The organism is Bradyrhizobium sp. B097 (assembly GCF_038957035.1).
GTDB lineage: Bacteria > Pseudomonadota > Alphaproteobacteria > Rhizobiales > Xanthobacteraceae > Bradyrhizobium.
This window is the reverse complement of sequence record NZ_CP152412.1, coordinates 122427-143793: the sequence shown is the minus strand read 5'-3', so window position 1 is coordinate 143793 and position 21367 is coordinate 122427. Positions and strand designations below refer to the sequence as shown.

The window sequence follows — 21367 nt, the reverse complement described above, 5'->3', positions numbered from 1 at the left end:
CAGCCGCGGCTGGCGCTATGATAGGCGGCCAGCCGCAGCTCGCCGGATCAGGATATCAGCGCCGACCGCATCGACGGCAGGTCGATCGAGGTCGAGCACGACATCGACGATGCTGTGATCCTCCGGATCCATCGTGGCGGTGAAGCCGAGATCGCGGCACATCCCGATCATCGTGGTGTTCTCGGTCAGCACCTGGCCGGACAGCCGCTTCAATCCCTCCGACCGCGCATAGTGGATCAGGAGCTGCATCAGCGCCCAGCCGAGCCCTTTGCCCTTGAGATCGGACTGCAGAAGAATCGCATATTCGGCGTTCTGGTACAGCGAGTCCGAATGCAGCCGGACCGCCCCCATCATCTCGCCGGTCGCCGGATCGAGCGCCACAAACGCCATCGCGCGCGCATAGTCGAGCTGGGTGAGGCGCGCGATGAAGGCGTGAGAGAATTCCTTCATCGCGTGGAAGAAGCGCAGCCGGAGATCTTCGGCGGTGACGCGCTTGAAGAACGCGGCGACCATCGGCTCGTCCTCCGGCCGCATCGGGCGCACCGTGACGCGCGAGCCGTCGCGTAGCGCCAGCTCGCCCTCCCATTGCGACGGATATGGCCTGACCGCGAGTCTGGTTTGGCCGGCGAACAGCCGCGCCGGTTTGCGGATCGCCACCCGCGCATCGAGTGCGAGCACACCGGTCTCGTTCGCCAGCATCGGATTGATATCGAGCGCGGCGACCTCGGGAATGTCGGCCGCCATCTGCGCCAGCTTGACCAGGGTGAGCGGCACCAGTTCGGCCGGGACGGCCGGCACATCGCCATAGCCGCCGAGCAGCCGCGAGACGCGCGTCCGCCCGACCAGCTCATGGGCGAGATTCATGTCGAGCGGCGGCAGCGCCACCGCCTTGTCATTGATCACCTCGACCGCAGGGCCGCCGCGGCCGAACACGATCACCGGGCCGAAGGTCGGATCGTCGGCGATGCCGAGGACCAGTTCGCGCGCCGCACGCCGCACGATCATCGGTTGGATCGTGACGCCTTGCAGCGTCGCATCCGGCCGCGCGCTTCGGGCGCGTTCGAGCACCGTCCTTGCCGCTTCGACGACGCTGTCCTTGGTGCGCAGGTCGAGGATCACGCCGCCGACATCGGATGCGTGCCTGATGTCGCGCGAGAACACCCTGACCACGATCGCGTGCCCCTCGGCGAGGAACGGCACCGCCTTCTCGGCGGCGTCCTCCGCGCTGTCCGCGACGACCGTCGTCACGATCGGAATGCGATAGGCCTCGAACAGGGCGACGATCTCGGCGGGATCGAGCCAGGCGCGCCCTTCCGACAACGCCCTCACGATCACATGCCGCGCCGCGGCCGTCTCCGGCGTGAATACCGATGCGACGCCCGGCGGGGTCGCGGCGAGCGCCGTGGAGGCTTCGCGATAGCGCACCAGATACATGAAGGCGCGCACCGCATCGTCCTCGGTCGGAAAATGCGGGATGCGGGCCGCCTCGAAGATCGCGCCGGTGCGCTCGTCGGCGCCGACCCACGCTGCAAGCACCAATGCGGCGACCGCACTTCGTTTGGTCCTGCGGTCACGCACGCACTGCGCCACCGCCTCGGCAATGCCCTCGGCCGGCGCCACCGCGGTTTCGACATTCGCGACCAGCACTGCGTCGTTGTTCGCGTCATCGAGCAGCGCGTTGAGCGCCACCACGTAACGGGCGGCATCGGCATCGCCTGCGATGTCGACGGGATTGGCTGACGACCAGCCCTGCGGCAGCAACTCGTCGAGACGCGCAATGGTCTGCGGCAGCAGCGTCGCGGGAACGCCGCCGAGTTCGGCCAGCCGGTCGGTCGCGAGGATGCCGAGCCCGCCGCCATTGGTCAGGATCGCAAGCCGGTTGCCGCGCGGCACGAAGCCGCGGCCGAGCAGCTCGGCGCAGTCGAACAGCTGGCGAAGATCGTAGACGCGCAGCATGCCGGCACGGCGGAACGCGGCGTCATAGACCGCATCGGAGCCGGCCAGCGCGCCGGTGTGGGTCGCGGCGGCCTTTGCCCCCTCCGCCATCCGTCCCGATTTGACGACGACGACCGGCTTCATGCGCGCCGCGGCGCGTGCCGCCGACATGAACTTGCGCGCATCCTTGACCGCTTCGAGGTAGATCAGGATCGCGCTGGTATGATCGTCGAGCGCGAAATAATCCAGGAGATCGGCGACGTCGACATCGAGCTGGTCGCCGATCGAGGCGATGCCCGAGAAGCCGAGCCGCCGCTCCGCCGCCCACTCGATCATCGCCGACGCGACCGCGCCGGACTGCGAGATCAGCGCGACATGGCCATCCGACGGTTGATGGGAGGCGAAGCTCGCATTGAGCTTCGCACGCGGCACCATGACGCCGAGGCAATTCGGCCCGACCAGGCGCATGCCGTGCCGCCGCGCCGTCTGCTCCACGATCTCCGCGAGCGAGCCTGCGCCATGGCCGAGGCCGGCCGACAGGATCGCGGCGCCGGCAACGCCGGCGAGCCCCGCCTCCGCCACGATCTCCGGGATCGCCGCCGCCGGTGCGCTGATGACGACGAGATCCGGAACGAACGGCAGCGACTTCAGGTCGGCAACGGTCGGCTCGCCACCAACATCCACATAGTGCCGGTTGACGACGCCCAGCCTGCCGGGGAAGCCGCTCGCCCTGAGGTTTCGCAGCACCGCCGCGCCGAGCGACGACGGCCGCGGGCTGCCGCCGACGATGGCGATGCTTCGAGGCGAAAATACCCGCTCCAGGCCGAACGTCGACATTGCGTGGTCTCGCAGGGAACCCGTGGATGCGCGAGAGGCGCCCCGAACGAACTCTACTTCGTCGCCCGCCCGGTTGCACCCATTGCCGCCGCGACAGAACGCGACGGCCCGGCTAATGCAGCCCCAGCGCCTGCGCCAGATTGAAGGTCAGGAAGCTCGCGACATAGGCCAGCGCGAGCATGTACAGGAACGTCACCACCATCCACTTCGCGCCGCCGGTCTCGCGGCGGATCACCGCGAGCGTCGAGGCGCATTGCGGCGCGAAGATGTACCAGACCAGCATCGACAGCGCGGTTGCCAGCGTCCATTTCTGCGCCAGCACCTGGCCGATCTGCTCGGCGGCCTCCTTGCCGCCCTCGATCGAATACACGGTACCGAGCGCCGCGACCGCGACCTCGCGCGCCGCCATGCCCGGGATCAGCGCCACAGCGATCTGCCAATTGAAGCCGATCGGCCGCAGCAGCGGCTCGAGCGCGTGACCGATCATCGCCGCAAAGCTGTAGTTGATCGCCGGCCCCTCGGCGCCGGCCGGCGCGGTCGGGAACGAGGCCAGGAACCAGATCAGCACCATCATCGAGAGGATCGTGGTGCCGGCGCGATACAGGAACATCTTCGCGCGATTGAGCACGCCGATCGCGATGCTGCGCAGCCGCGGCACCTTGTAGTCGGGCAATTCCAGCATGAACGGCGCCGGCGCATGGTCGCGCCACAGGAAGAACTTTGCGATCGCCGAGACCGTCAGCGCGCTGGTGATGCCGGCGGCATAGAGGCCGAACATCACGAGCCCCTGCAGGTTGACGAAGCCCCACAGCGAGGTCGCCGGAACGAAGGCCGAGATGATCAGCGTATAGACTGGAATCCGCGCCGAGCAGGTCATCAGCGGCGCGATCAGGATCGTAGTCAGGCGGTCACGCCGGTTGTCGATCACCCGCGTCGCCATGATGCCGGGAATGGCGCAGGCAAAGCTCGACAGCAGCGGAATGAAGGCGCGGCCATGCAGCCCGGCGCCGCCCATGATGCGGTCCATCAGGAATGCGGCGCGCGCCATGTAGCCGAAATCTTCCAGCAGCAGGATGAACAGGAAGATGATGATGATCTGCGGCAGGAACACGATGACGCTGCCGACGCCCGAGATCAGGCCGTTCTGCAGGAAGCTCTGCAACAGGCTCCAGCTTTCCGGCAGCAAATCGTGGATCAGCTGCCCGAGCGCGGAGAAGCCGTCCGCCAGCAATTCCATCGCCGGCTGCGCCCAGGTGAACACCGCCTGGAACATCACGAACAGGATCACGGCCAGGATCACGAGACCCCAGACCGGATGCAGCACGACCGAATCGATCCGGTTGGTCAGCGTGTCGGGCTTGGTCGGCAGCGTGACGGCTGCCGCGATGATGCGGTCCGCCTCGCGCTGCGCCGCCTTGAGATCGGCAATCGTCGGCGCCGCCCACTCGCTGGCCGTCGCCTCTTGAGACCGCGCCAGGAATTCGTCGGTCCGCTTCAAGAGTTCGTCGACACCGCCCTTGCGGACCGCGACCGAGGTCACGATCGGCAGGCCGAGCTCCTGCGACATGCGATCGAGATCGATCGTGACGCCGCGGCGCCTGGCGATATCGATCATGTTGAGCACGAGCATCATCGGCCGGCCGACGCGCTTCAGCTCGAGCACCAGCCGCAAGGTCAGCCGCAGATTGGTGGCGTCGGCGACGCAGAGCACGAGATCGGGCACCGCCTCGCCGGCGAAGCGGCCGAGCACGATGTCGCGGGTGATTTCCTCGTCCGGGCTGCGGCCGCGCAGCGAGTAGGTGCCGGGCAGATCGAGCACGGTCACGCTGCGGCCCTCCGGCGTGACGAAGCCGCCGGATTTGCGCTCGACCGTGACGCCGGGATAATTGGCGACCTTCTGGCTGCTGCCGGTCAACCGGTTGAACAGCGACGTCTTGCCGGTGTTCGGCGCGCCGACCAGCGCCAGGCGCAGGGATGCAGTTGTCATTCGACGATCACGGCCATGGCTTCGCTCCGGCGCAGCGCGATCGTGATGTTGTCGACACGCACCGCGATCGGATCCCGCCGGATCGTGCCTTCATGCAGGATTTCCACGCGCGCGCCCTCGACAAATCCCATCTCCACCAGACGCTGCTCGAGCTCCTGCGGAGAGAGCGATGAACCCGTCACGAGCGCATCGAGCCTGATGATTTTTCCGACAAAACCGCGATCCGCATGTCCGAGCCGGATGTCCTGTAAGTTATCCTGGGAGGAGTTTGGATCGCCTGTCATGCGGCCTGTGTTTCAGCAGGTAGTCACAGGGTCAAGCATTTGCCCGTGAGTGGTTTTAGAACTCCTAAAAACGGCGTCCGCGATCGTCATTCCGGCCGATTTTCCGCTTGACTGCCGCGCCCTCGCTAACGAGGTCGTGATCCCTCCGGGCGGTATCCGCCCGGCCGGCACGACTGGGTCGGCCACGCGGGCGGCATGCCTCTCCGCGGCGGGCCCGAGCGCGGACTGGCTGCGGCCGATCGCTCTGGACACCCTTCGCAGCCTGCGGACGGCGGATCGCCATCCGGGTCGGGGTTTCGCTTCCTCCGGCGCGACGGTTTGCGTTAAGGTCCGCAAGGAGCCGGAGCGCACGTGCCGACCGCACACCGCAATTCGCTGAGACTGCTGCAATGGATGATGGCCGCCTCGCTGGCCCTTCCGCTGGCGCTGTTCCTGTTCGCTTCCGCGATGTCCCGGATCTCGACCAGCGAGGCCGCCGACCAGGAAATCCAGCGCACGCTTGACGTCGCCCATGAGCACGCGCTCAAGGTGTTCGAGACCATCGACCGCAGCCTGGGCGAGATCACCGAGGTCGTCCGCGGCATGAGTGATGCCGATATCGCCGCGCGCGAGAAGAGCCTGCACGAGCGGCTGCGCCGGGTCGCCGACACGCTCCCCCAGGTGAAATCGATCTGGGTATTCGATGCCAACGGCCATGCGCTGGTCAACAGCCTCGTGCAACCGGCCCCCGACATCGATTTCTCGGATCGGGATTACTTCCGCATCCACGCCGAGCGCGACATCGGCACCTATATCGGCGAGGTGCTGACGCCGCGGCCACCCTATCAGGGCTCGCGATTCTTCAGCGTCGGCCGCCGCCGCAACAACGAGGACGGCAGCTTTGGCGGCGTGATCCAGGCCTCCGTGCTTCCGGAATATTTCGAGAATTTCTACGCCAAGATCGGCCGCGAGCCCGGCAGCTTCCTGGCGCTGATCCGGACCGATGGCTCGATACTGGCGCATTTCCCTGTCATCGACCACGACGCCAGGTTCGAGCCGAGCGGGCCGCTGGGGCGACAGGTCGTCGCCAATCCCGAGACCGGCGGCATGACGATCCGTTCCCCGGCCGACGGTATCGAACGGCGCATGCGCTATCAGCGGCTGGCCGAATACCCGATCTATGTCAGCGCCGGGCTCGAAACCTCGGCGATCCAGGCGCGCTGGATCTCGACCATGGCGCAGCACCTGATCTTCGGCATACCGGCCACCGCGCTGCTGTTTGGCCTGCTTGCGCTCGCCTTCCGGCGAACCGAGCGCCTGCAGGAGGAGGCCGACCGGCGCATCGAGGCCGAGGACGCGTTGCGGCATGGCCAGCGGCTGGAGGCGCTCGGGCAACTCACCGGCGGCGTCGCGCATGACTTCAACAACCTGCTCACCGTGATCCGCGCGTCGGTCGACATGCTGCGGCGGCCGGACCTGCCGGAGGCGCGGCGGCAGCGCTACATCGATGCGATCTCCAACACCGTGAACCGTGCCGCCAAGCTGACCAACCAGCTGCTCGCGTTCGCGCGCCGGCAAGCCCTGAAGCCCGAGGTGTTCGACGTCTGCCAGAATGTCCGCACCCTGAGCGAGATGATCACAACGCTGATCGGCTCGCGCATCGAGATCACAGCGCAGGTGCCGGACGAGACCTGCCTCGTCAACGCCGATGCCGGCCAGTTCGAGACCGCCATCATCAATATGGCGGTGAATGCGCGCGACGCGATGGACGGCGTCGGCCGGCTTACGATCGCGGTCCGCGCCGTGAAAAATTTGCCGTCCGAGGCAATCACGCCGCCGAGCCCGCACGGCCATGTCGCGGTGTCGGTGGCCGATACCGGCGTCGGAATTCCGCAGGAATTGTTCGGCCGCATCTTCGAGCCGTTCTACACCACCAAGGAGGTCGGTCACGGGACCGGCCTTGGCCTGTCGCAGGTGTTCGGCTTCGCCAAGCAATCCGGCGGCGAGGTCACCGTGACCAGTGAAGTCGGCAAGGGCTCGACGTTCACGCTGTATCTCCCGCGTGTCGTCGGCAGACACAACGCACAATCGCCGCTCACGGAGGATGCACCTTCGATCGATCAAACCAGTGCGTCGGTCCTCATCGTCGAGGACAATGCCGAGGTCGGAAAGTTCGCCGCCGACACCCTGACCCAGCTCGGCTGCACCTGCGTGCTGGTCGAGAACGCAACCCACGCGCTGGAAGAGCTGGCCGTCGACCCCGACAGGTTCGACCTGGTGTTCACCGATGTCGTGATGCCCGGCATGAGCGGCATCGAGCTTGCGGAGGAGATCCGCCGGCAGCGGCTCGATCTGCCGATCGTGCTTGCCTCCGGCTACAGTCAGGTGCTGTCGCAGCAAGGCAGCGGCGGCTTCGAGCTGTTGCAGAAGCCGTATTCGGCCGAGCAGCTGGCGCGCGTACTGCACAAGGCCACGCGCTCGCGCCGGCTGAAGCGGGACCAGGCGGCAGCGGGGTGAGGTGATTGCGTTCACGCGCCTCAAACGCGATGTCGTCCCTGCGAAAGCAGGGACCCATAACCACAGCACAATTGTCAATTCCGTCATCCTGAGGAGCGCGTAGCGCGTCTCGAAGGATCGACGGCCACCAGCCGGGCCGTGCATCCGTCGAGGCTCGCTCTGCTCGCACCTCCAGCGACAAAGGCGAAGCCTTTGCGCGGGGGATGACGGGGATAGATTTGCGCGTGCATCCGCGTTCTCGCGACATGATTTGTCCGAGCTCTGCAGGACTGAGCGCCGAATGACGGAGAAGGCGACCACGCGACCGTTGGAGTTTGCGACCAAAACCGGCTATGCATGCCGCGCTTTTTGATGAGGCAATGCGTGATCCCGAGCAACGACATTTCGCCGGCCCCATTCGGCGCCCTGGCGCCGAATGGGGCGCAGGCCGCCATCATCCGGCTTGCGCATGGCTCAGGATTGAAGCGCGGCGCGTTCCGGCCCTGGCTGTCGCGGCTGGTCAATCTGTTCGGTTCGGGACCGCTTGATGTGACCTATCAGGGCGCATCGTTCCGATTCTATCATCAGGCGAGCGCGACCGAGCGCGGCGCGCTGTTCAATCCCGATTACAATCTGGAGGAGCTCGCCTTCCTGCGGGCGCATGTCGGCGCCGGCGGCACCTTCGTCGATCTCGGCGCCAATGTCGGCACCTATGCGCTGGCGCTGGCGCGCGATGTCGGGCCCGATGGCAAGGTGATCGCGATCGAGCCGCATCCGATGACGCATGCGCGGCTCAAATTCAACACGCAGGCCTCCGGCTTTCCGCAGGTGCGGCTGGTTGCAGCCGCCGCAGGTCCGACCGACGGCGAGCTGATGATCGAGACCGACGGCGACAATCTCGGCGCCAGCCACATCGTCACCGGCACGCCCACGGGCAAGGCGTTCAAGGTGCCGTCGCTGCGGCTGCAACGCATCCTCGACGAGGCCGGCGCGACCAGCGTCAATGCGCTGAAGATCGACGTCGAGGGGTTCGAGGACCGCGTGCTCACCGGCTTTTTCCGCGACGCGCCGGAGCGGCTGTGGCCGCGCGCGGTCGTGATCGAGCATCTGTCAAAGGACGAATGGACCGACGACTGTATTGCGGACATGCACGCGCGCGGTTACGTCGATCGGGGCCGGACGCGGAGCAACACGCTGCTTGTACGCGGTTGAGGTGTAGCCGCGGCCGAGGTCGGCCGCGCCGGACGACGGACTTGCGTCCTCCTTCCCCTGAAAGAAGACGGACCGTAGCCCGGATGAAGCGCAGCGAAATCCGGGATCAGACCATCCGCGGCTAGAGCAACCCCGGATTGCGCTTCGCTTCATCCGGGCTACATCTTCATTTCCCCTTTCCAAGGGGAGGTGAAATGAAAGCGCGGATGCCAATGCGGCACAACGAGGGAAGCTCGCAATGATCGACCATATCGGCTTTTCGGTCTCCGACTACGAGCGCGCGAAGGCGTTCTACCAGACGGCGCTGGCGCCACTTGGCTATGGCCTGATCATGGAAGTGCCAGCGGAAGTGACCGGGCACGCGCCTGCGGCGGGCTTCGGCGCCAACGGCAAGCCGGATTTCTGGATCGGCAGCGAAGGCGCGATGAACAAGCCGGTGCATATCGCGATCACAGCCAAGGATCGCGCCACCGTCGACGCCTTCTACAAGGCCGCGATGGCGGCCGGCGGCCGCGACAACGGCGCGCCCGGCATTCGCGCGCATTATCATGCGAACTATTACGGCGCGTTCGTGCTCGATCCCGACGGCCACAACATCGAGGCGGTCTGCCACGCGCCCGGATGAGCCCGCTCAGGAAACGGCGCAGCGACCGGACGAGCCGTCCGGCAAGACCGACGAATCACCGGTGCGCGGACCGCCCGGACCTACCGGCCCGCCGCCTGCGACAGATCGACCCGCCGTCCCCTGATTCGCCGTCACGCCCAGGTTCCAGATCGATTGTGAGTGTGTCCGAGCGTTTCTTCTGAACGCGCAGTGAACAAGCGCAGATGCAACCCGTTATAATGTCGAAATAAACTTCGCCGATGATTCGGCGCTCGCCACAATCCGGCCTAACGGCTGGCAATTCATCGTCCTGCCGAATTGTTCGGCTCTGACTTTCTTTCCTTCCTGCCCAGACTTTCCGCCGGGGACTCCAAGATTATGACAAAGCTTCGTCTCGTGCTGCTTGCCACGACTGCGCTGACGGTGATGCAATTCGCCACCTCAGCGTCGCACGCACAAACTTCGCCGCTGGTCGTCGCACAGGCGCAGCCAAAGGAAGAGCTCGGACCTGACGGAAAGCCGAAGCCACGGCCAGCACCGGGCGCACCTGCGCATCCGGCACCGCCCGCAGCTGCACCGCCCGCCGCCGCACCGCATCCGCAAGCGCCACCTCCGGCAGCCGCGCCGCATCCGCAAGCGCCGCCTCCCGCAGCCGCGCCGCATCCGGCTCCGCCGCCGGCCGCAGCGCCCGCGCGCCCCGTTCCGCCACCTCCGCCCCCTGCCGCCGCTCCGCCACATCCGACGCCACCAGCTCCGCCGGCAGCCGCGCCTGCGCGCCCCGCTCCGCCTCCGCCGCCCGCGGCCGCCCCGGCACATCCTGCTCCGCCGGCCGCTCCCGCACGACCCGAACCGCCCGCCGCGCGCCCGGCTCCGCCTCCGCCGGCAGCCGCGCCTGTGCGGCCCGAGCCGCCTGCCGCGAAGCCGGCACCATCGCCAGCACCTGCACGGCCGGAGCCGCCCGCGGCTGCACCGGCGAAGCCGACACCGCCACCGCCGGCGGCAGCGCCCGCACATCCCACGCCGACCCCTCCGCCGCCCGCTGCAGCACCGCAGCGGCCGGGCACGCCACCGCCCGGCGCAGGACCCGCGCACACGCTGCCGACCCCCGCACCGGCGGCTACTCCCGCAGCACCGGCTGCCGCTCCGGCAGCACGCCCAGGCACGCCGGCTGCAACGCCGACACCGGCAGCTCCGGGAGCTGCAACACCGGCGCCGGCCGAGCGCCGGCCTGGTGATCGTCCGGGTGGCGAACGTCCTATCGGTGAACGTCCTGGCGGTGCCAAGCAACCGCCGGGCACGCCGCCCGCGGTGACGCCGCCCGGCGCGACGGCGCCGGCAACGCCCACGCCATCGACAACGACAACGCCTCCCGCAGCAGGCGGACAGCCGCCCGCACGGCCCGGCGCGCCCGGCACCCCACCAGCCGTGACGCCTCCCGGCGCGACGCCGACGCCACCGGCGCCGGGTCAGCAGGGACGTCCCGCCACACCGCCCGGAACACCGGCGACCCCAGGCGCCGCAATGGGCGCCCCCGGCGCGACACCGGCTCCGGGTCAGCCGGCACGCCCGGGCATTCCGCCCGCTGCTGGTGCTGCGCCCGCAGTGCCGCCGGCCCAAGGAGCGGCCATGGGCGCGCCCGCGGCACGTCCGGCCGGCCCCGCCGCGCCGGGTGTCGTCCCCGGCTCGGCGGCCGCAACGCCCCCGCCCGGCCAGGCGCAATACGCCCCGCCGACCGTCTCGTCGGCGTTCCGGGCCGCGCCAACGGTCACGGCGCCGCTTCCGCCGCCTCCGCGACGTGACAACGTCTCGCCGCTCGCGATCGGTGCCGCTGTCGGCGTCGGCGTGGTCGCCGGTGCGATCATCGGCGGGACCATCGCCGACCTGCACAACCAGCGGCAGGAAGTCGTCGAGGACGGCCGCACCATCTACACCGAGCCGGACCGCATCATCATCCGCGATCCGGGTGGTCAGGCCTATGTGCGCGGCGACGACGTCTATCGCTTCCGCTATGGCGCGCGCGACATTCGCACCGAGACGATCGGCGGCGAGACCCGCACCATCGTGGTTCGTCCCGACGGCAGCGAGATCATCACCGTGGTCGGTCCCGATGGCCAGATGCTGCGCCGGATCCGCAGGGAGCCCGGTGGCCGCGAGCTCGTCATCATCGACAACAGCTATCGCGATCCGGGCGCGGTCGGCGGCTTCTATGTCGACCTGCCTCCGCCGGTGGTCCGCATCCCCTATGATCGCTACATCGTCGAGTCCGACAGCGCGGCGCCGGACGTGATCTACGACACCATGGAGGCACCGCCGGTGGATCGGATCGCGCGACGCTATTCGCTCGACGAAATCCGCTACAGCCCGAACGTCCGCATGCTGATGCCGTCGATCGACGTCAACAGCATCAACTTCGACTCAGGGTCCTGGCAGATCCCGCCGGATCAGGCGGCGAAGCTGCAGGCGATCGCCGACGGCCTCAACCGGGCCATCCAGCGCAATCCGCGCGAGGTGTTCCTGATCGAAGGCCACACGGATGCGACCGGCAACGACACCGACAATCTGTCGCTGTCCGACCGCCGTGCGCAGTCCGCCGCCGAGCTGCTGACGCAGCAATTCGGCGTGCCGGCGGAAAACCTGACCTCGCAGGGTTACGGCTCGCAATATCTGAAGGAGCAGACCGACGGACCGAGCCGCATCAACCGGCGCGTCACCGTCCGCCGCATCACCCCGCTGCTCAACGGCGGCACCGCCTCCGCCGCGCCGCCGCGCTGAGCCGGCGCGACATCACGCTACGAAATGGCCGGGAGCGATCCCGGCCATTTTTGTTTGATGAAAGCATGCTGCCAGCCACGCAATCGTTCTGCCCCCTCTCCCGCTTGCGGGGGAGGGTTGGGGTGGGGGTCTCTCCGCAAGTCACATTGTGGAAGCAGCCCCCACCCGGATTGCATCTTCGATGCAATCCGACCTCCCCCGCAAGCGGGAGAGGTGCAGCGAGTATGCCGTTGCGTCGTTCGTCACTTCCGCGCCCCCAGCCCCAGCGCGTCGACCATCACGCGAAACACCTCGGTGTTGTCCATCGAGCCGTGGACGCGCTCGCTGCCCGGCCCGGTCGCGGTAAGGATAACATCCTCGCCAGAATGCACGCTGGCACCGATCATCGCCGGCAGATTGCCGAAACGCAGCACGACGCCGGGAACGTCCTTGTACTTGTCGTTGGCCTTGAAGGTGTCGGGCTGATCGCCTTTCACGGTCGGCTCGTTCGGATCGTCGAGCTTCGGGCGGAACGTCTCGTAATGGTCGGGCAGGCTGGCCGAGAAGATCGCAAGCCGCCGGCTGACATCGACGCGTGACGGATAGCCCTCGGCATCGGGCGCCGGGTAATTCGGGAAGCCGGCCTTGTCATAGACGCCGACGCGCTCGCGCAGCGGCACATTGGGTGTCGTGGCCATGTCGTCATTGATGGTGCCGACCAGGCTGTTCGGATGGTTGTGGTCGGCGACGACCAGGATCAGCGTGTCGTCATTGCGCGCTTTGGCCCAGTCCTTTGCCAGCCGCACCGCGTTGTCGAGCATGATGGTGTCGTAGACCGCGCGCTCCATGTCGAGCAAATGGGCGTATTTGTCGATCAGGCCGGACTCGACCATCAGGAAGAACCCGGACTCGTGCTTCGACAGAACCGTGAGCGCAGCCTGGACCTGTTCGGTCAGGTCGGGCTGCTCGGGAAATTTTTTGACGCCGCCGCCCTTGAGGAACTTGCGGTCCAGCGCGCCGTCCATGTTGCCGGTCGCGAACAGGCCGAGCAATTGCCGCGTCTCCGGACGTGCGGCGAGCGCATTCAGCTCGCTTGCGGTGGTCGCGACCGGATAACCGGCGTCGCGGAAGCGCGCGAGATAATCGATGTCGTCCTTGCGTTTCGATCCCGCGGCCGATTGCGGCAGGAAGTTCGCGGCGCCGCCGCCCATCAGTACGTCGGGCCTGGCATCGAAATAATGCGCGACGATCGCGTCATAGGCGGCGCGGCGTCGGGTATGCGCAACCATCGCTGCCGGCGTCGCGTCCTCGATTTCGGTGTTGGTGACGATGCCGACGGCGAGCCCGGCCCGTTTGAGGAGGCTCGTGATGGTCTCGACCCTGGGGTCGTCGAGCGGATCGGGCGTGCGATCGGCATAGACGCCGAGCGCATTGACCGCGGCCTTGTGGCCGGTGGCGTAGGCGCTCGCGGCATTCGCCGAGTCGGTGATGATCGAATCCGAGCCAGCGGTCGCCACCAGCGCCATATGCGGCATGTCGTCGATGGCGAGCTTGCCGCGGCTCTTGCCTTCCGCGATTCCCTTGGAGAGGATCCGCGCGGCGACGCGATGCGCCGGCGACATCCCGTCGCCGATGAACAGGATCACGTTCTTCGCCTTGCGTGGCCCGGTGTCGTAGACGGTCCAGCTCACCGTGCGGCTCTGCGTGCCGTCGCTGACTTCGACGGTCACCGGGCCGGGTTTGGCGAGCGAGACGTCGCGCAGCAGCAACGCCGACTGGTCCCGGCCCGCCTCGCGCGCGGTGAATGTGCCGCCCTGGCCGAACACCGCGGCATAGTCCGCGCCGTTCAGCGTCACCTTCAGCCGGGCTTGATCGACCACGCCAGAAAGTTCGACCTTGAAGTCGAATTTTGCGCCGACGAGGATATCGGCGCGATCGATCGGATAGATGGTCTGGGCGAGCGCCGGCGCCGCCGACAACACCAGCATGAAGGCCACGCCGGCAACTAGCTTGATCATGATCGATGCTCCCGCCCCCTTGCGCATGATGCGCGCGGGGGCGGAGGCTAGTGGCGGCGGATGACGCCGCAATGAGGCGGCGCCGGGGCGTATTGCCGCAAGGGCCGGCCCGACCTCAGCGCGCCATCTGCGCCGGATCGTAGAAGAAGCGCTCCTCGACCAGTTCCTCACCGCGCCAGGTCTGCCAGGCGACCTCCTCCATGCGGCGGACCTTGCCGTCCTTGCCGGTGAATTCGAAGCGCCAGCAGATCGCCGAATGATCGCCGTCGAGCAGCAGCGGTCCGAGCCGCGTGGTCTTCACGCCGGAGACCGCGGCCAGCACCGCCGCCTCGCGCGCCGCCAGCGCCTCGCGGCCGACGCGCCATTCGCCGTCATTCTCCTGGGTGCGGGCATCGGCGGTATAGAAGTTCCTGATCGCGCCGACATGGTCGTTGGATTCGACCGCATCAGCGAAGGCTTGCAGCGTCTTGAGCGAGGGCATCGGGCAATCTCCATTTACCGACTGATGGTCGGTATTTATCGACCAGGAGTCGGTAAGTCAACTGGCGCCGATCCGGAACCTGGGCTAGACATTCGCTATGGCAACCCAGGCCGAACGGCGCGAGAAAACCAGAGCCGCCATCGTCAAGGCGGCGCGGCGCATTTTTGGCGAGCGCGGCTTCGCAGCTACGACGATGGACGACATCGCCAGTGGCGCACGCGTCGCGAAGGGCGCGGTCTATCATCACTTCGCAACCAAGGAGGCGGTGTTCGAGGCCGTGTTCGAGCAGGTCTCGATGGACCTCGTCGCCGATCTCGACCGCATCTCGCGCGCCGAGAACGATCCGCTCGCGGCGATGGCGGCGGGAACGCAGGGCTATTTCGCGGCGTGTTCAAAAGGCCCGACCGGCCAGATCATCTTGCGCGATGGTCCGGCCGTGCTCGGCTGGGAACGCTGGCGCGAGATCGACGCCAAGCATTTCGGCGGCAAGTTTCCGCGCGCGCTGACGGCCGCGATGGATGCCGGCGTGATCGCGAAGCAGCCGATCGAGCCGCTGGCGCGGCTGTTGCTCGGCGCGGTGACGGAAGCCGCAGTCGCGGTCTCCGCCGGCCCTGACATCGGCAAGACCGGCACGGATTACGCGCGTGCGTTCCGTTCGCTCTTGGATGCGCTCAGGGTGAAGTAGCCGAACTCTCTCCCGGCGTCGTCCCTGCGAAAGCAGGGACCCATAACCACAGGGAGCAGTCGTTGAAGCACGACATGGCCCCAGCGTGCTTCGTCACCATGGCCGGTGGTTATGGGTCCCGGGTCGCGCTTCGCTTGCCCGGGACGACGAGGTGAAAGAGCGTCGCCTTCAATCCTTGTCGTTCTCGAGCTGGAAGATCTGCGAACCTTCGCCGCTCGAGAGCAGCCCGGTCTTGTTGTACAGCCCGAGCTTGGCGCGGGTGTCGGCGATGTCCAGGTTGCGCATCGTCAGCTGGCCGATGCGGTCGGCCGGCGAGAAGGCGGCGTCCTCGACCTTCTCCATGCTGAGGCGCTCCGGCGCATAGGTCAGGTTCGGGCTCTCGGTGTTCAGGATCGAGTAGTCGTTGCCGCGGCGCAGCTCGAGCGTCACCTCGCCGGTGACGGCGCGCGCCACCCAGCGCTGCGCGGTCTCGCGCAGCATCAGGGCCTGCGAGTCGAACCAGCGGCCCTGGTACAGCAAGCGGCCGAGCCGCATGCCGCTGATGCGGTACTGCTCGATCGTATCCTCGTTGTGGATGCCGGTGACCAGACGCTCATAGGCGATGTGCAGCAGCGCCATGCCGGGCGCCTCGTAGATGCCGCGGCTCTTGGCCTCGATGATCCGGTTCTCGATCTGGTCGCTCATGCCGAGGCCGTGGCGGCCACCGATCGCATTGGCTTCCAGGAACAGCGCGACCGGATCGGCGAACGTCTTGCCGTTCAGCGCGACCGGCTGGCCCTCCTCGAAGCGCACCACGACCTTCTCGGGCCTCACGTCGCAATCGGCGCGCCAGAACGGCACGCCCATGATCGGATTGACGATGGTGATGCCGCTCGCAAGGCTCTCGAGATCTTTGGCCTCATGGGTCGCGCCGAGCAAATTGCTGTCGGTCGAATAGGCCTTCTCCGCGCTCATCTTGTAGGCAAAGCCCTGCGCGGTCATGAACGCCGACATCTCGGCACGGCCGCCGAGCTCGTCGATGAATTGCTGGTCGAGCCAGGGCTTGTAGATGCGCAGGCTCGGGTTGGTCAGCAGGCCGTAGCGATAGAAGCGCTCGATGTCGTTGCCCTTGAAGGTCGAGCCGTCGCCCCAGATGTTGACGCCGTCCTCCTGCATCGCCGCGACCAGCATTGTGCCGGTCACCGCGCGGCCGAGCGGCGTGGTGTTGAAATAGGTGATGCCGCCGGTCGAGATGTGGAAGGCGCCGGACTGGATCGCGGCGATGCCCTCATGCACCAGCTGGGTGCGGCAATCGACCAGGCGGGCCTTCTCGGCGCCGAAATCCATCGCCTTGCGCGGGATCGCGTCGTAGTCGGCTTCGTCGGGCTGGCCGAGATTGGCGGTGTAGGCAAAGACCTTGGCGCCCTTCAGCTTCATCCAGAGCAGCGCCGCTGACGTATCGAGCCCGCCCGAGAATGCGATGCCGACTTTTTCGCCAGTGGGCAGGCTTTTCAGAATCGTACTCATGGGACGGTCCAATCGGTCGAAATCGATGAGGTTTCTGGGGTGGCGATATCAAATTTCGGAAGGCGGAGCACGCCTTTAATCAGGCTTCCGTACCGCCGGGCTCGGCCTTACCGCCCCGGCGCCAGCGCTGCATCAGCCGGTAGCCGGGCATCGCCAGCCGCGTCAGCGCGGCATCGACCTGGGCGTCGGTCAGCCGGGTCGAGGCCCAGCGGTAGATCAGCGCATAGAACAGCCAGACGGTGAAGAACGACACCAGGCCGGCAATCGCGACATCGGTGAAAAAGTGCCCGCCAAAGGCCATTCGAAGCCCGCTGGTAACGATGCCAAACACGGTCGCCCCGGCAAAGGCCAGCGGCCGCCAGGCGGGCGGCGTCAGCGCCGCCGGCGCATAGGTCCAGAACGCCGTGGCGCCCTCGCCGGAGAAGAACGAGCAATTGCGCGGGCAGCCGCCGCGCGGGTCCCACCACGGCATGAATTGCAGGTCGCCGCCGAACTGCGTCACGAACACCGGCCGCGGCCGACCCCAATAGTTCTTGAAGGTGAGGTTGGTGAGCACGCCGGCCGAGAGCAGCATCGTGGTGAGCAGGAACACCGCGGCGCGGCCGGACATCAGCATCGGCCGATCCGGCCGGATGAATTTCCAGACGATGGTCACGATCGCCGGCAGCACCAGCGCCCAGGCGATCCACATCGCCGCATCGCGCGCGAATGACGCCACCGCGTCGAGCTTCAGCGGGAAGGTGTTCTGCGCGGCATCGTAGAACAGCGCCGCCAGTTTCAGGTCGAGCTCGGGATAGATCCCGAACAGGATGCCGATGATGAGCGCGAGCGCCAGCGCGATGACAAGTCCGGTCCGGTTCATGGCGCGCGGTTTAGCCGAGGCTGTGGGGCATGGAAAGTGCGTCGGCTTGCCTTACCCTCCCCTGGAGGGGGAGGGTCGGCTCACGTTGAGCGGAGCGAAGCGTGAGCCGGGGTGGGGTGATCTCTCAACACGGGCAGTTCTCATGTGGAGGGATTTCACCCCACCTCGGTTCGCATTGCGTTTGCGCTTCATGCGAACCGATCCTCCCCCTCCAGGGGAGGATGAGAATCCCGATCACGACCGCGGCGATTGCGACGGCAAGGGTGGCGGCGGCGGCAAGGGGCGCGACGGCTCGCGCCAGGCGCCGGCGGTGCGGCCGGCGATCAACCAGTAGACCAGGCCGGCGACGATGCCGGCGCCGGTCATGATCTCCATGTGCCGGCGCACGATGCCGTGGAACTGCATCATGTCGGGATCGAACGGAACCAGGCCGAGATAGCAGGCCGCGCCGACGATCGCGCCGCCGACGGCGTAGGCCAGCACGCTCCTGATGAAAAAGGCCTCGGTGATCAGCACCACGATCAGCGCGGGCAACAATGCAAAGCCGGATATGAAGATGAAGCCGAAGCCGAGCACGACGTTGACAGCGCTCTGGTCGATCTGCCCGCCGAAATCGCTGATCTCGGGATACAGCACCGCGACGACCACGATGATCCCGGCCACGAAGCAGGCCATCAGGAAGCCGAAGGCGACGACGAACAGGCGGCCGATCAGGGCCATCTAATCAATCCGTCATCGCCATCGCGCGCAGCGCCTGGCGCTCGCGGGCCGAGAGCTTTTCGGTCTCCGACTTGAGCTGGCCGCAGGCGGCGAGGATGTCGCGGCCGCGCGGCGTGCGCACCGGCGAGGAATAGCCGGCGTTGAAGATGTATTCGGAGAATTTTTCGATCTGCTCCCAGTCCGAGCACTCGTAGGCGGTGCCCGGCCACGGATTGAACGGGATCAGGTTGATCTTGGCCGGAATGCCCTTGAGCAGCTTCACCAGCAGCTTGGCATCATCGAGCGAATCGTTGACGCCCTTGAGCATCACATATTCGAAGGTGATGCGCCGCGCGTTCGAGGCGCCGGGATAGTCGCGGCAGGCCTGCAGCAATTCCTTGATCGGATATTTGCGATTCAGCGGCACCAGCTCGTTGCGCAGCTCGTCGCGCACCGCATGCAGCGAGATCGCGAGCATCACGCCGATCTCCTCGCCGGTGCGCTGGATGTTCGGCACCACGCCCGAGGTCGACAGCGTGATGCGGCGGCGGGAAATGCCGATGCCTTCATTGTCGCCGACGATCAGCAGTGCATCGCGCACCGCGTCGAAATTGTAGAGCGGCTCGCCCATCCCCATCATCACGATGTTGGTAACGCGCCGCGTGCCGTCCTCGCGGTCGGCCCAGTCATTCAGCCGGTCGCGCGCCACCATCACCTGGCCGACGATCTCGCCGGCGGTGAGGTTGCGCACCAGCCGCTGCGTGCCGGTGTGGCAGAACGAGCAGTTCAGCGTGCAGCCGACCTGCGAGGAAACGCACAGCGTGCCGCGATCGGTCTCGGGAATGTAGACGCACTCGACCTCGTGCGGCCGCTCGACCTTGTCGCCGCTCGGTAGCCGTAGCAGCCATTTGCGCGTGCCGTCATTGGAGATCTGCTCGGCGACCACCTCGGGGCGGTCGACGGTAAAATGCTTCTCGAGCTCGGCGCGCATGTCCTTCGAGACGTTGGTCATCTCGCCGAAGTTCTTGGCGCCGCGGAAATACATCCAGTTCCAGAGCTGCTGGGTGCGCATCTTGCGCTGCGCGGCCTGCACGCCGATCTCGCCCAGGCGATCGGCGATTTCGGCGCGCGACAGCCCGATCAGCGACGGCTTGGCCGGCGGCACATAGGTCTCGAGCGGAACCTTTTCGACCAGCGCGCTGGCGCCGGACACGGCTTGGGTGGTCACGGTGTCGGTCATGAAACCTCAAATAGGCCTTCCAGCCGGTGCTGGAAAGCCGCCAAATACCTCAATTTTTACGTCCTTGAGCCGGTCTTAACGCCGGCAGTCCTGCCCCAGCCGGTCGAGCGCCTGCGCCAGGCCCTTCAGCGAGAAGCTGTCGATCGTCTCGGTACCCTTCGCCGAGACGGCTTTTACCGTCAGATCGGCCGATTTGCGCATGGCTTCCACCATCCGCTCCTCCTCGGCCGCATTCTTGATCCAGAGGCCGTCGCCCTGGGTGTACATCGCATAGGTCCCGCCGCCGACCTGGAGCGTCGATTCCGAGCCCGGCTTTACGGTGTAGCCGATCATGATCGAGACTTCGTTGACGACCTTCTCGGCCGGGCGGGTCGAGATGAAGGCATAGGCCGGATCGCGCGGCCGGTTCGGCGGGTTGGTCTTCGACGACGACGGCTTGGCGAGCGCAAAGCACACCTTCTTGCCGTTGGGCGATGCGGTGTAGGCGCCCCAGGTGCCGAATTGGCCGATCAGCGTCGGCTCCGCACCGCCGGCGGCAACCGCGGCAGCCGAAGGCGCCGGCTTGGCCGCTTCCTTCGCCGCATCTTTCTTGGGCGCAGCCTGCGCCGGCGCGAGGGAGACGATCCCGCACACGACACAAACAGCCAGTGATGTCAGAATCTGCCGCACGGCCAACTGGTTCCCCCATCATTGTGACTGGAAGATGGCCCGGCGATTCCCCTCCGCCGGCTCGGATGGATAACCGGGAAACGCTTTTTTGGGAAGGCAGTTAGGCCCGAACGCGCGCGCTGGCCACAGCCGCACGCGCATCCGTTGATTCTCAGTTCTTGCTCAGCGCTTGTTGTCGCGCATCGGCCCTTGATCAGCGCCTGATCAGCCCTTGGCGCGTGCCGCGCGCTGGCTCTCCCACTGCGCATCGGTCCATTGCAGCAGGTCCTCAGCACCGGAACTGCGCAAATGCGCGCCTCCGTCCTGCACCACCATCTCGCCGTTGATGTAGCCGGCCTGATCGGAAATCAGGAAGGCCGCGAGGTTGGCAAGCTCGGAATGCTCGCCGGCGCGGCCGAGCGGATTGCGCTGCGACCAGGTCTCGCCGCGCGCTTCGGGACGCAACTGCCCGGTGGCACCTGGCGTCGGGAACGCGCCGGGCGCGATCGCCACGGTGCGGATGCCTTTCGGGCCCCACTCGACGGCCAGGCTCTTGGTCATCGCCAGCACCGCGGTCTTGGCCATCGACGACGGCACCGTGAAGGCGCGGCCGGTGATTGTGGAGGTCGAGAGGATCGAGAGCACCACGCCCTTGTGCTTGCCGTCGATCCAGCGCCGGCCGACGGCGAGCGTGCAGTACATCGTGCCATGCAGCGTCGGCGCGAGGATCGCGTCCGCGGCACGGAATGACAAATGTTCGCTCTGCGCAATAAAGGTTGCGGCAGCATTGTTGACGAGAACGTCGATCGGCGCCTTCTGCCAGACCTGATCCATCATCGCCTCGACCGCGGCGCCGTCGCGGATATCGCAGCGCGCGGTCGACACCTTGGCACCGAGCTCGCTGCGGAATTTGCCCGCGGTTTCCTCCAGCAACTCTTGCCGCCGCCCGCAGATGATCAGTTCGGCACCGAGTTCGGCAAAGCGGGCGCCCATCGCTGCGCCAAGACCGGAGCCGCCGCCGGTGATAAGGATGCGCTTTTTCGCTAGCAGGCCTTTTTCAAACATAGTTTGATCCCTCCGCACTGTATTGTCGCTCCGCCGCAAATCCGGCATGAAGCTTGTAGTCCAAGATCTTGCAGCTCT

Annotated in this window: 17 protein-coding genes; 5 read left to right on the top strand and 12 right to left on the bottom strand. The window is 66.8% G+C overall.

The features are described 5' to 3' along the window. Nucleotides 1-15 precede the first annotated feature (15 nt). The 3 genes from AAFG07_RS00690 to AAFG07_RS00680 form a co-directional block, all read right to left on the bottom strand. A complete protein-coding gene (locus tag AAFG07_RS00690; RefSeq protein ID WP_342725566.1) occupies nucleotides 16-2772 on the bottom strand; it encodes a bifunctional acetate--CoA ligase family protein/GNAT family N-acetyltransferase in 2757 nt (918 codons plus the stop codon). A 112-nt stretch (nucleotides 2773-2884) separates the two neighbouring features. Further along, nucleotides 2885-4759: a ferrous iron transporter B gene (locus AAFG07_RS00685; RefSeq protein ID WP_342725565.1), complete on the bottom strand. Its 1875-nt coding sequence runs from the start codon at nucleotides 4757-4759 to the stop codon at nucleotides 2885-2887. Next, a complete protein-coding gene (locus tag AAFG07_RS00680; protein WP_029081252.1) occupies nucleotides 4756-5043 on the bottom strand; it encodes a FeoA family protein in 288 nt (95 codons plus the stop codon). The genes AAFG07_RS00685 and AAFG07_RS00680 overlap by 4 nt, the downstream gene beginning before the upstream one ends. A gap of 351 nt (nucleotides 5044-5394) precedes the next feature. On the opposite strand from AAFG07_RS00680, the gene AAFG07_RS00675 reads away from it, so the two are divergent. The 3 genes from AAFG07_RS00675 to AAFG07_RS00665 all read left to right on the top strand — a co-directional run bounded on the left by AAFG07_RS00675 (nucleotide 5395) and on the right by AAFG07_RS00665 (nucleotide 9355). Next, nucleotides 5395-7539, top strand: a complete 2145-nt coding sequence (locus AAFG07_RS00675) for an ATP-binding protein (protein WP_342725564.1) — start codon at nucleotides 5395-5397, stop codon at nucleotides 7537-7539. A gap of 363 nt (nucleotides 7540-7902) precedes the next feature. Continuing rightward, nucleotides 7903-8730 carry an FkbM family methyltransferase gene (locus AAFG07_RS00670; protein ID WP_342725563.1) on the top strand — a complete coding sequence of 276 codons (828 nt, stop codon included), beginning with the start codon at nucleotides 7903-7905 and terminating at the stop codon, nucleotides 8728-8730. A gap of 238 nt (nucleotides 8731-8968) precedes the next feature. Beyond that, on the top strand, nucleotides 8969-9355 hold the full coding sequence (locus tag AAFG07_RS00665; protein ID WP_342725562.1) for a VOC family protein: 387 nt from the start codon (nucleotides 8969-8971) through the stop codon (nucleotides 9353-9355). A gap of 355 nt (nucleotides 9356-9710) precedes the next feature. Here the strand turns inward: AAFG07_RS00665 and AAFG07_RS00660 are convergent, their stop codons facing one another. After that, nucleotides 9711-10382, bottom strand: a complete 672-nt coding sequence (locus tag AAFG07_RS00660; protein ID WP_342725561.1) for a hypothetical protein — start codon at nucleotides 10380-10382, stop codon at nucleotides 9711-9713. 578 nt (nucleotides 10383-10960) lie between these two features. Between AAFG07_RS00660 and AAFG07_RS00655 the strand changes: the two genes are divergently transcribed. Continuing rightward, a complete protein-coding gene (locus AAFG07_RS00655) occupies nucleotides 10961-12106 on the top strand; it encodes an OmpA family protein (RefSeq protein WP_342725560.1) in 1146 nt (381 codons plus the stop codon). Between the two features lie 242 nt (nucleotides 12107-12348). On the opposite strand, the gene AAFG07_RS00650 is transcribed toward AAFG07_RS00655, so the two are convergent. Next, nucleotides 12349-14103: an alkaline phosphatase gene (locus AAFG07_RS00650; protein WP_342725559.1), complete on the bottom strand. Its 1755-nt coding sequence runs from the start codon at nucleotides 14101-14103 to the stop codon at nucleotides 12349-12351. A gap of 115 nt (nucleotides 14104-14218) precedes the next feature. Continuing rightward, the gene (locus tag AAFG07_RS00645) at nucleotides 14219-14584 is read right to left on the bottom strand and encodes a nuclear transport factor 2 family protein (RefSeq protein WP_342725558.1); all 366 of its coding nucleotides are present in this window, start codon (nucleotides 14582-14584) and stop codon (nucleotides 14219-14221) included. A 97-nt stretch (nucleotides 14585-14681) separates the two neighbouring features. Here AAFG07_RS00645 and AAFG07_RS00640 point away from each other — a divergent pair, with 97 nt between their 5' ends. After that, nucleotides 14682-15269 carry a TetR/AcrR family transcriptional regulator gene (locus AAFG07_RS00640; protein ID WP_342725557.1) on the top strand — a complete coding sequence of 196 codons (588 nt, stop codon included), beginning with the start codon at nucleotides 14682-14684 and terminating at the stop codon, nucleotides 15267-15269. A 168-nt stretch (nucleotides 15270-15437) separates the two neighbouring features. Here AAFG07_RS00640 and argG read toward each other — a convergent pair whose 3' ends face one another. The 6 genes from argG to AAFG07_RS00610 all read right to left on the bottom strand — a co-directional run bounded on the left by argG (nucleotide 15438) and on the right by AAFG07_RS00610 (nucleotide 21289). Next, entirely contained in the window at nucleotides 15438-16775 is a 1338-nt protein-coding gene (argG, locus tag AAFG07_RS00635) for an argininosuccinate synthase (RefSeq protein WP_342725556.1), read from the bottom strand. 79 nt (nucleotides 16776-16854) lie between these two features. Beyond that, nucleotides 16855-17637: a phosphatase PAP2 family protein gene (locus AAFG07_RS00630; protein ID WP_342725555.1), complete on the bottom strand. Its 783-nt coding sequence runs from the start codon at nucleotides 17635-17637 to the stop codon at nucleotides 16855-16857. Between the two features lie 234 nt (nucleotides 17638-17871). After that, nucleotides 17872-18357: a hypothetical protein gene (locus tag AAFG07_RS00625; protein ID WP_342725554.1), complete on the bottom strand. Its 486-nt coding sequence runs from the start codon at nucleotides 18355-18357 to the stop codon at nucleotides 17872-17874. Between the two features lie 4 nt (nucleotides 18358-18361). Next, nucleotides 18362-19576 carry a 23S rRNA (adenine(2503)-C(2))-methyltransferase RlmN gene (gene rlmN / locus AAFG07_RS00620; protein WP_342725553.1) on the bottom strand — a complete coding sequence of 405 codons (1215 nt, stop codon included), beginning with the start codon at nucleotides 19574-19576 and terminating at the stop codon, nucleotides 18362-18364. 75 nt (nucleotides 19577-19651) lie between these two features. Continuing rightward, nucleotides 19652-20251 carry an invasion associated locus B family protein gene (locus AAFG07_RS00615; RefSeq protein ID WP_342725552.1) on the bottom strand — a complete coding sequence of 200 codons (600 nt, stop codon included), beginning with the start codon at nucleotides 20249-20251 and terminating at the stop codon, nucleotides 19652-19654. 198 nt (nucleotides 20252-20449) lie between these two features. Then, the gene (locus AAFG07_RS00610) at nucleotides 20450-21289 is read right to left on the bottom strand and encodes an SDR family oxidoreductase (protein ID WP_342725551.1); all 840 of its coding nucleotides are present in this window, start codon (nucleotides 21287-21289) and stop codon (nucleotides 20450-20452) included. Nucleotides 21290-21367: the final 78 nt, after the last annotated feature.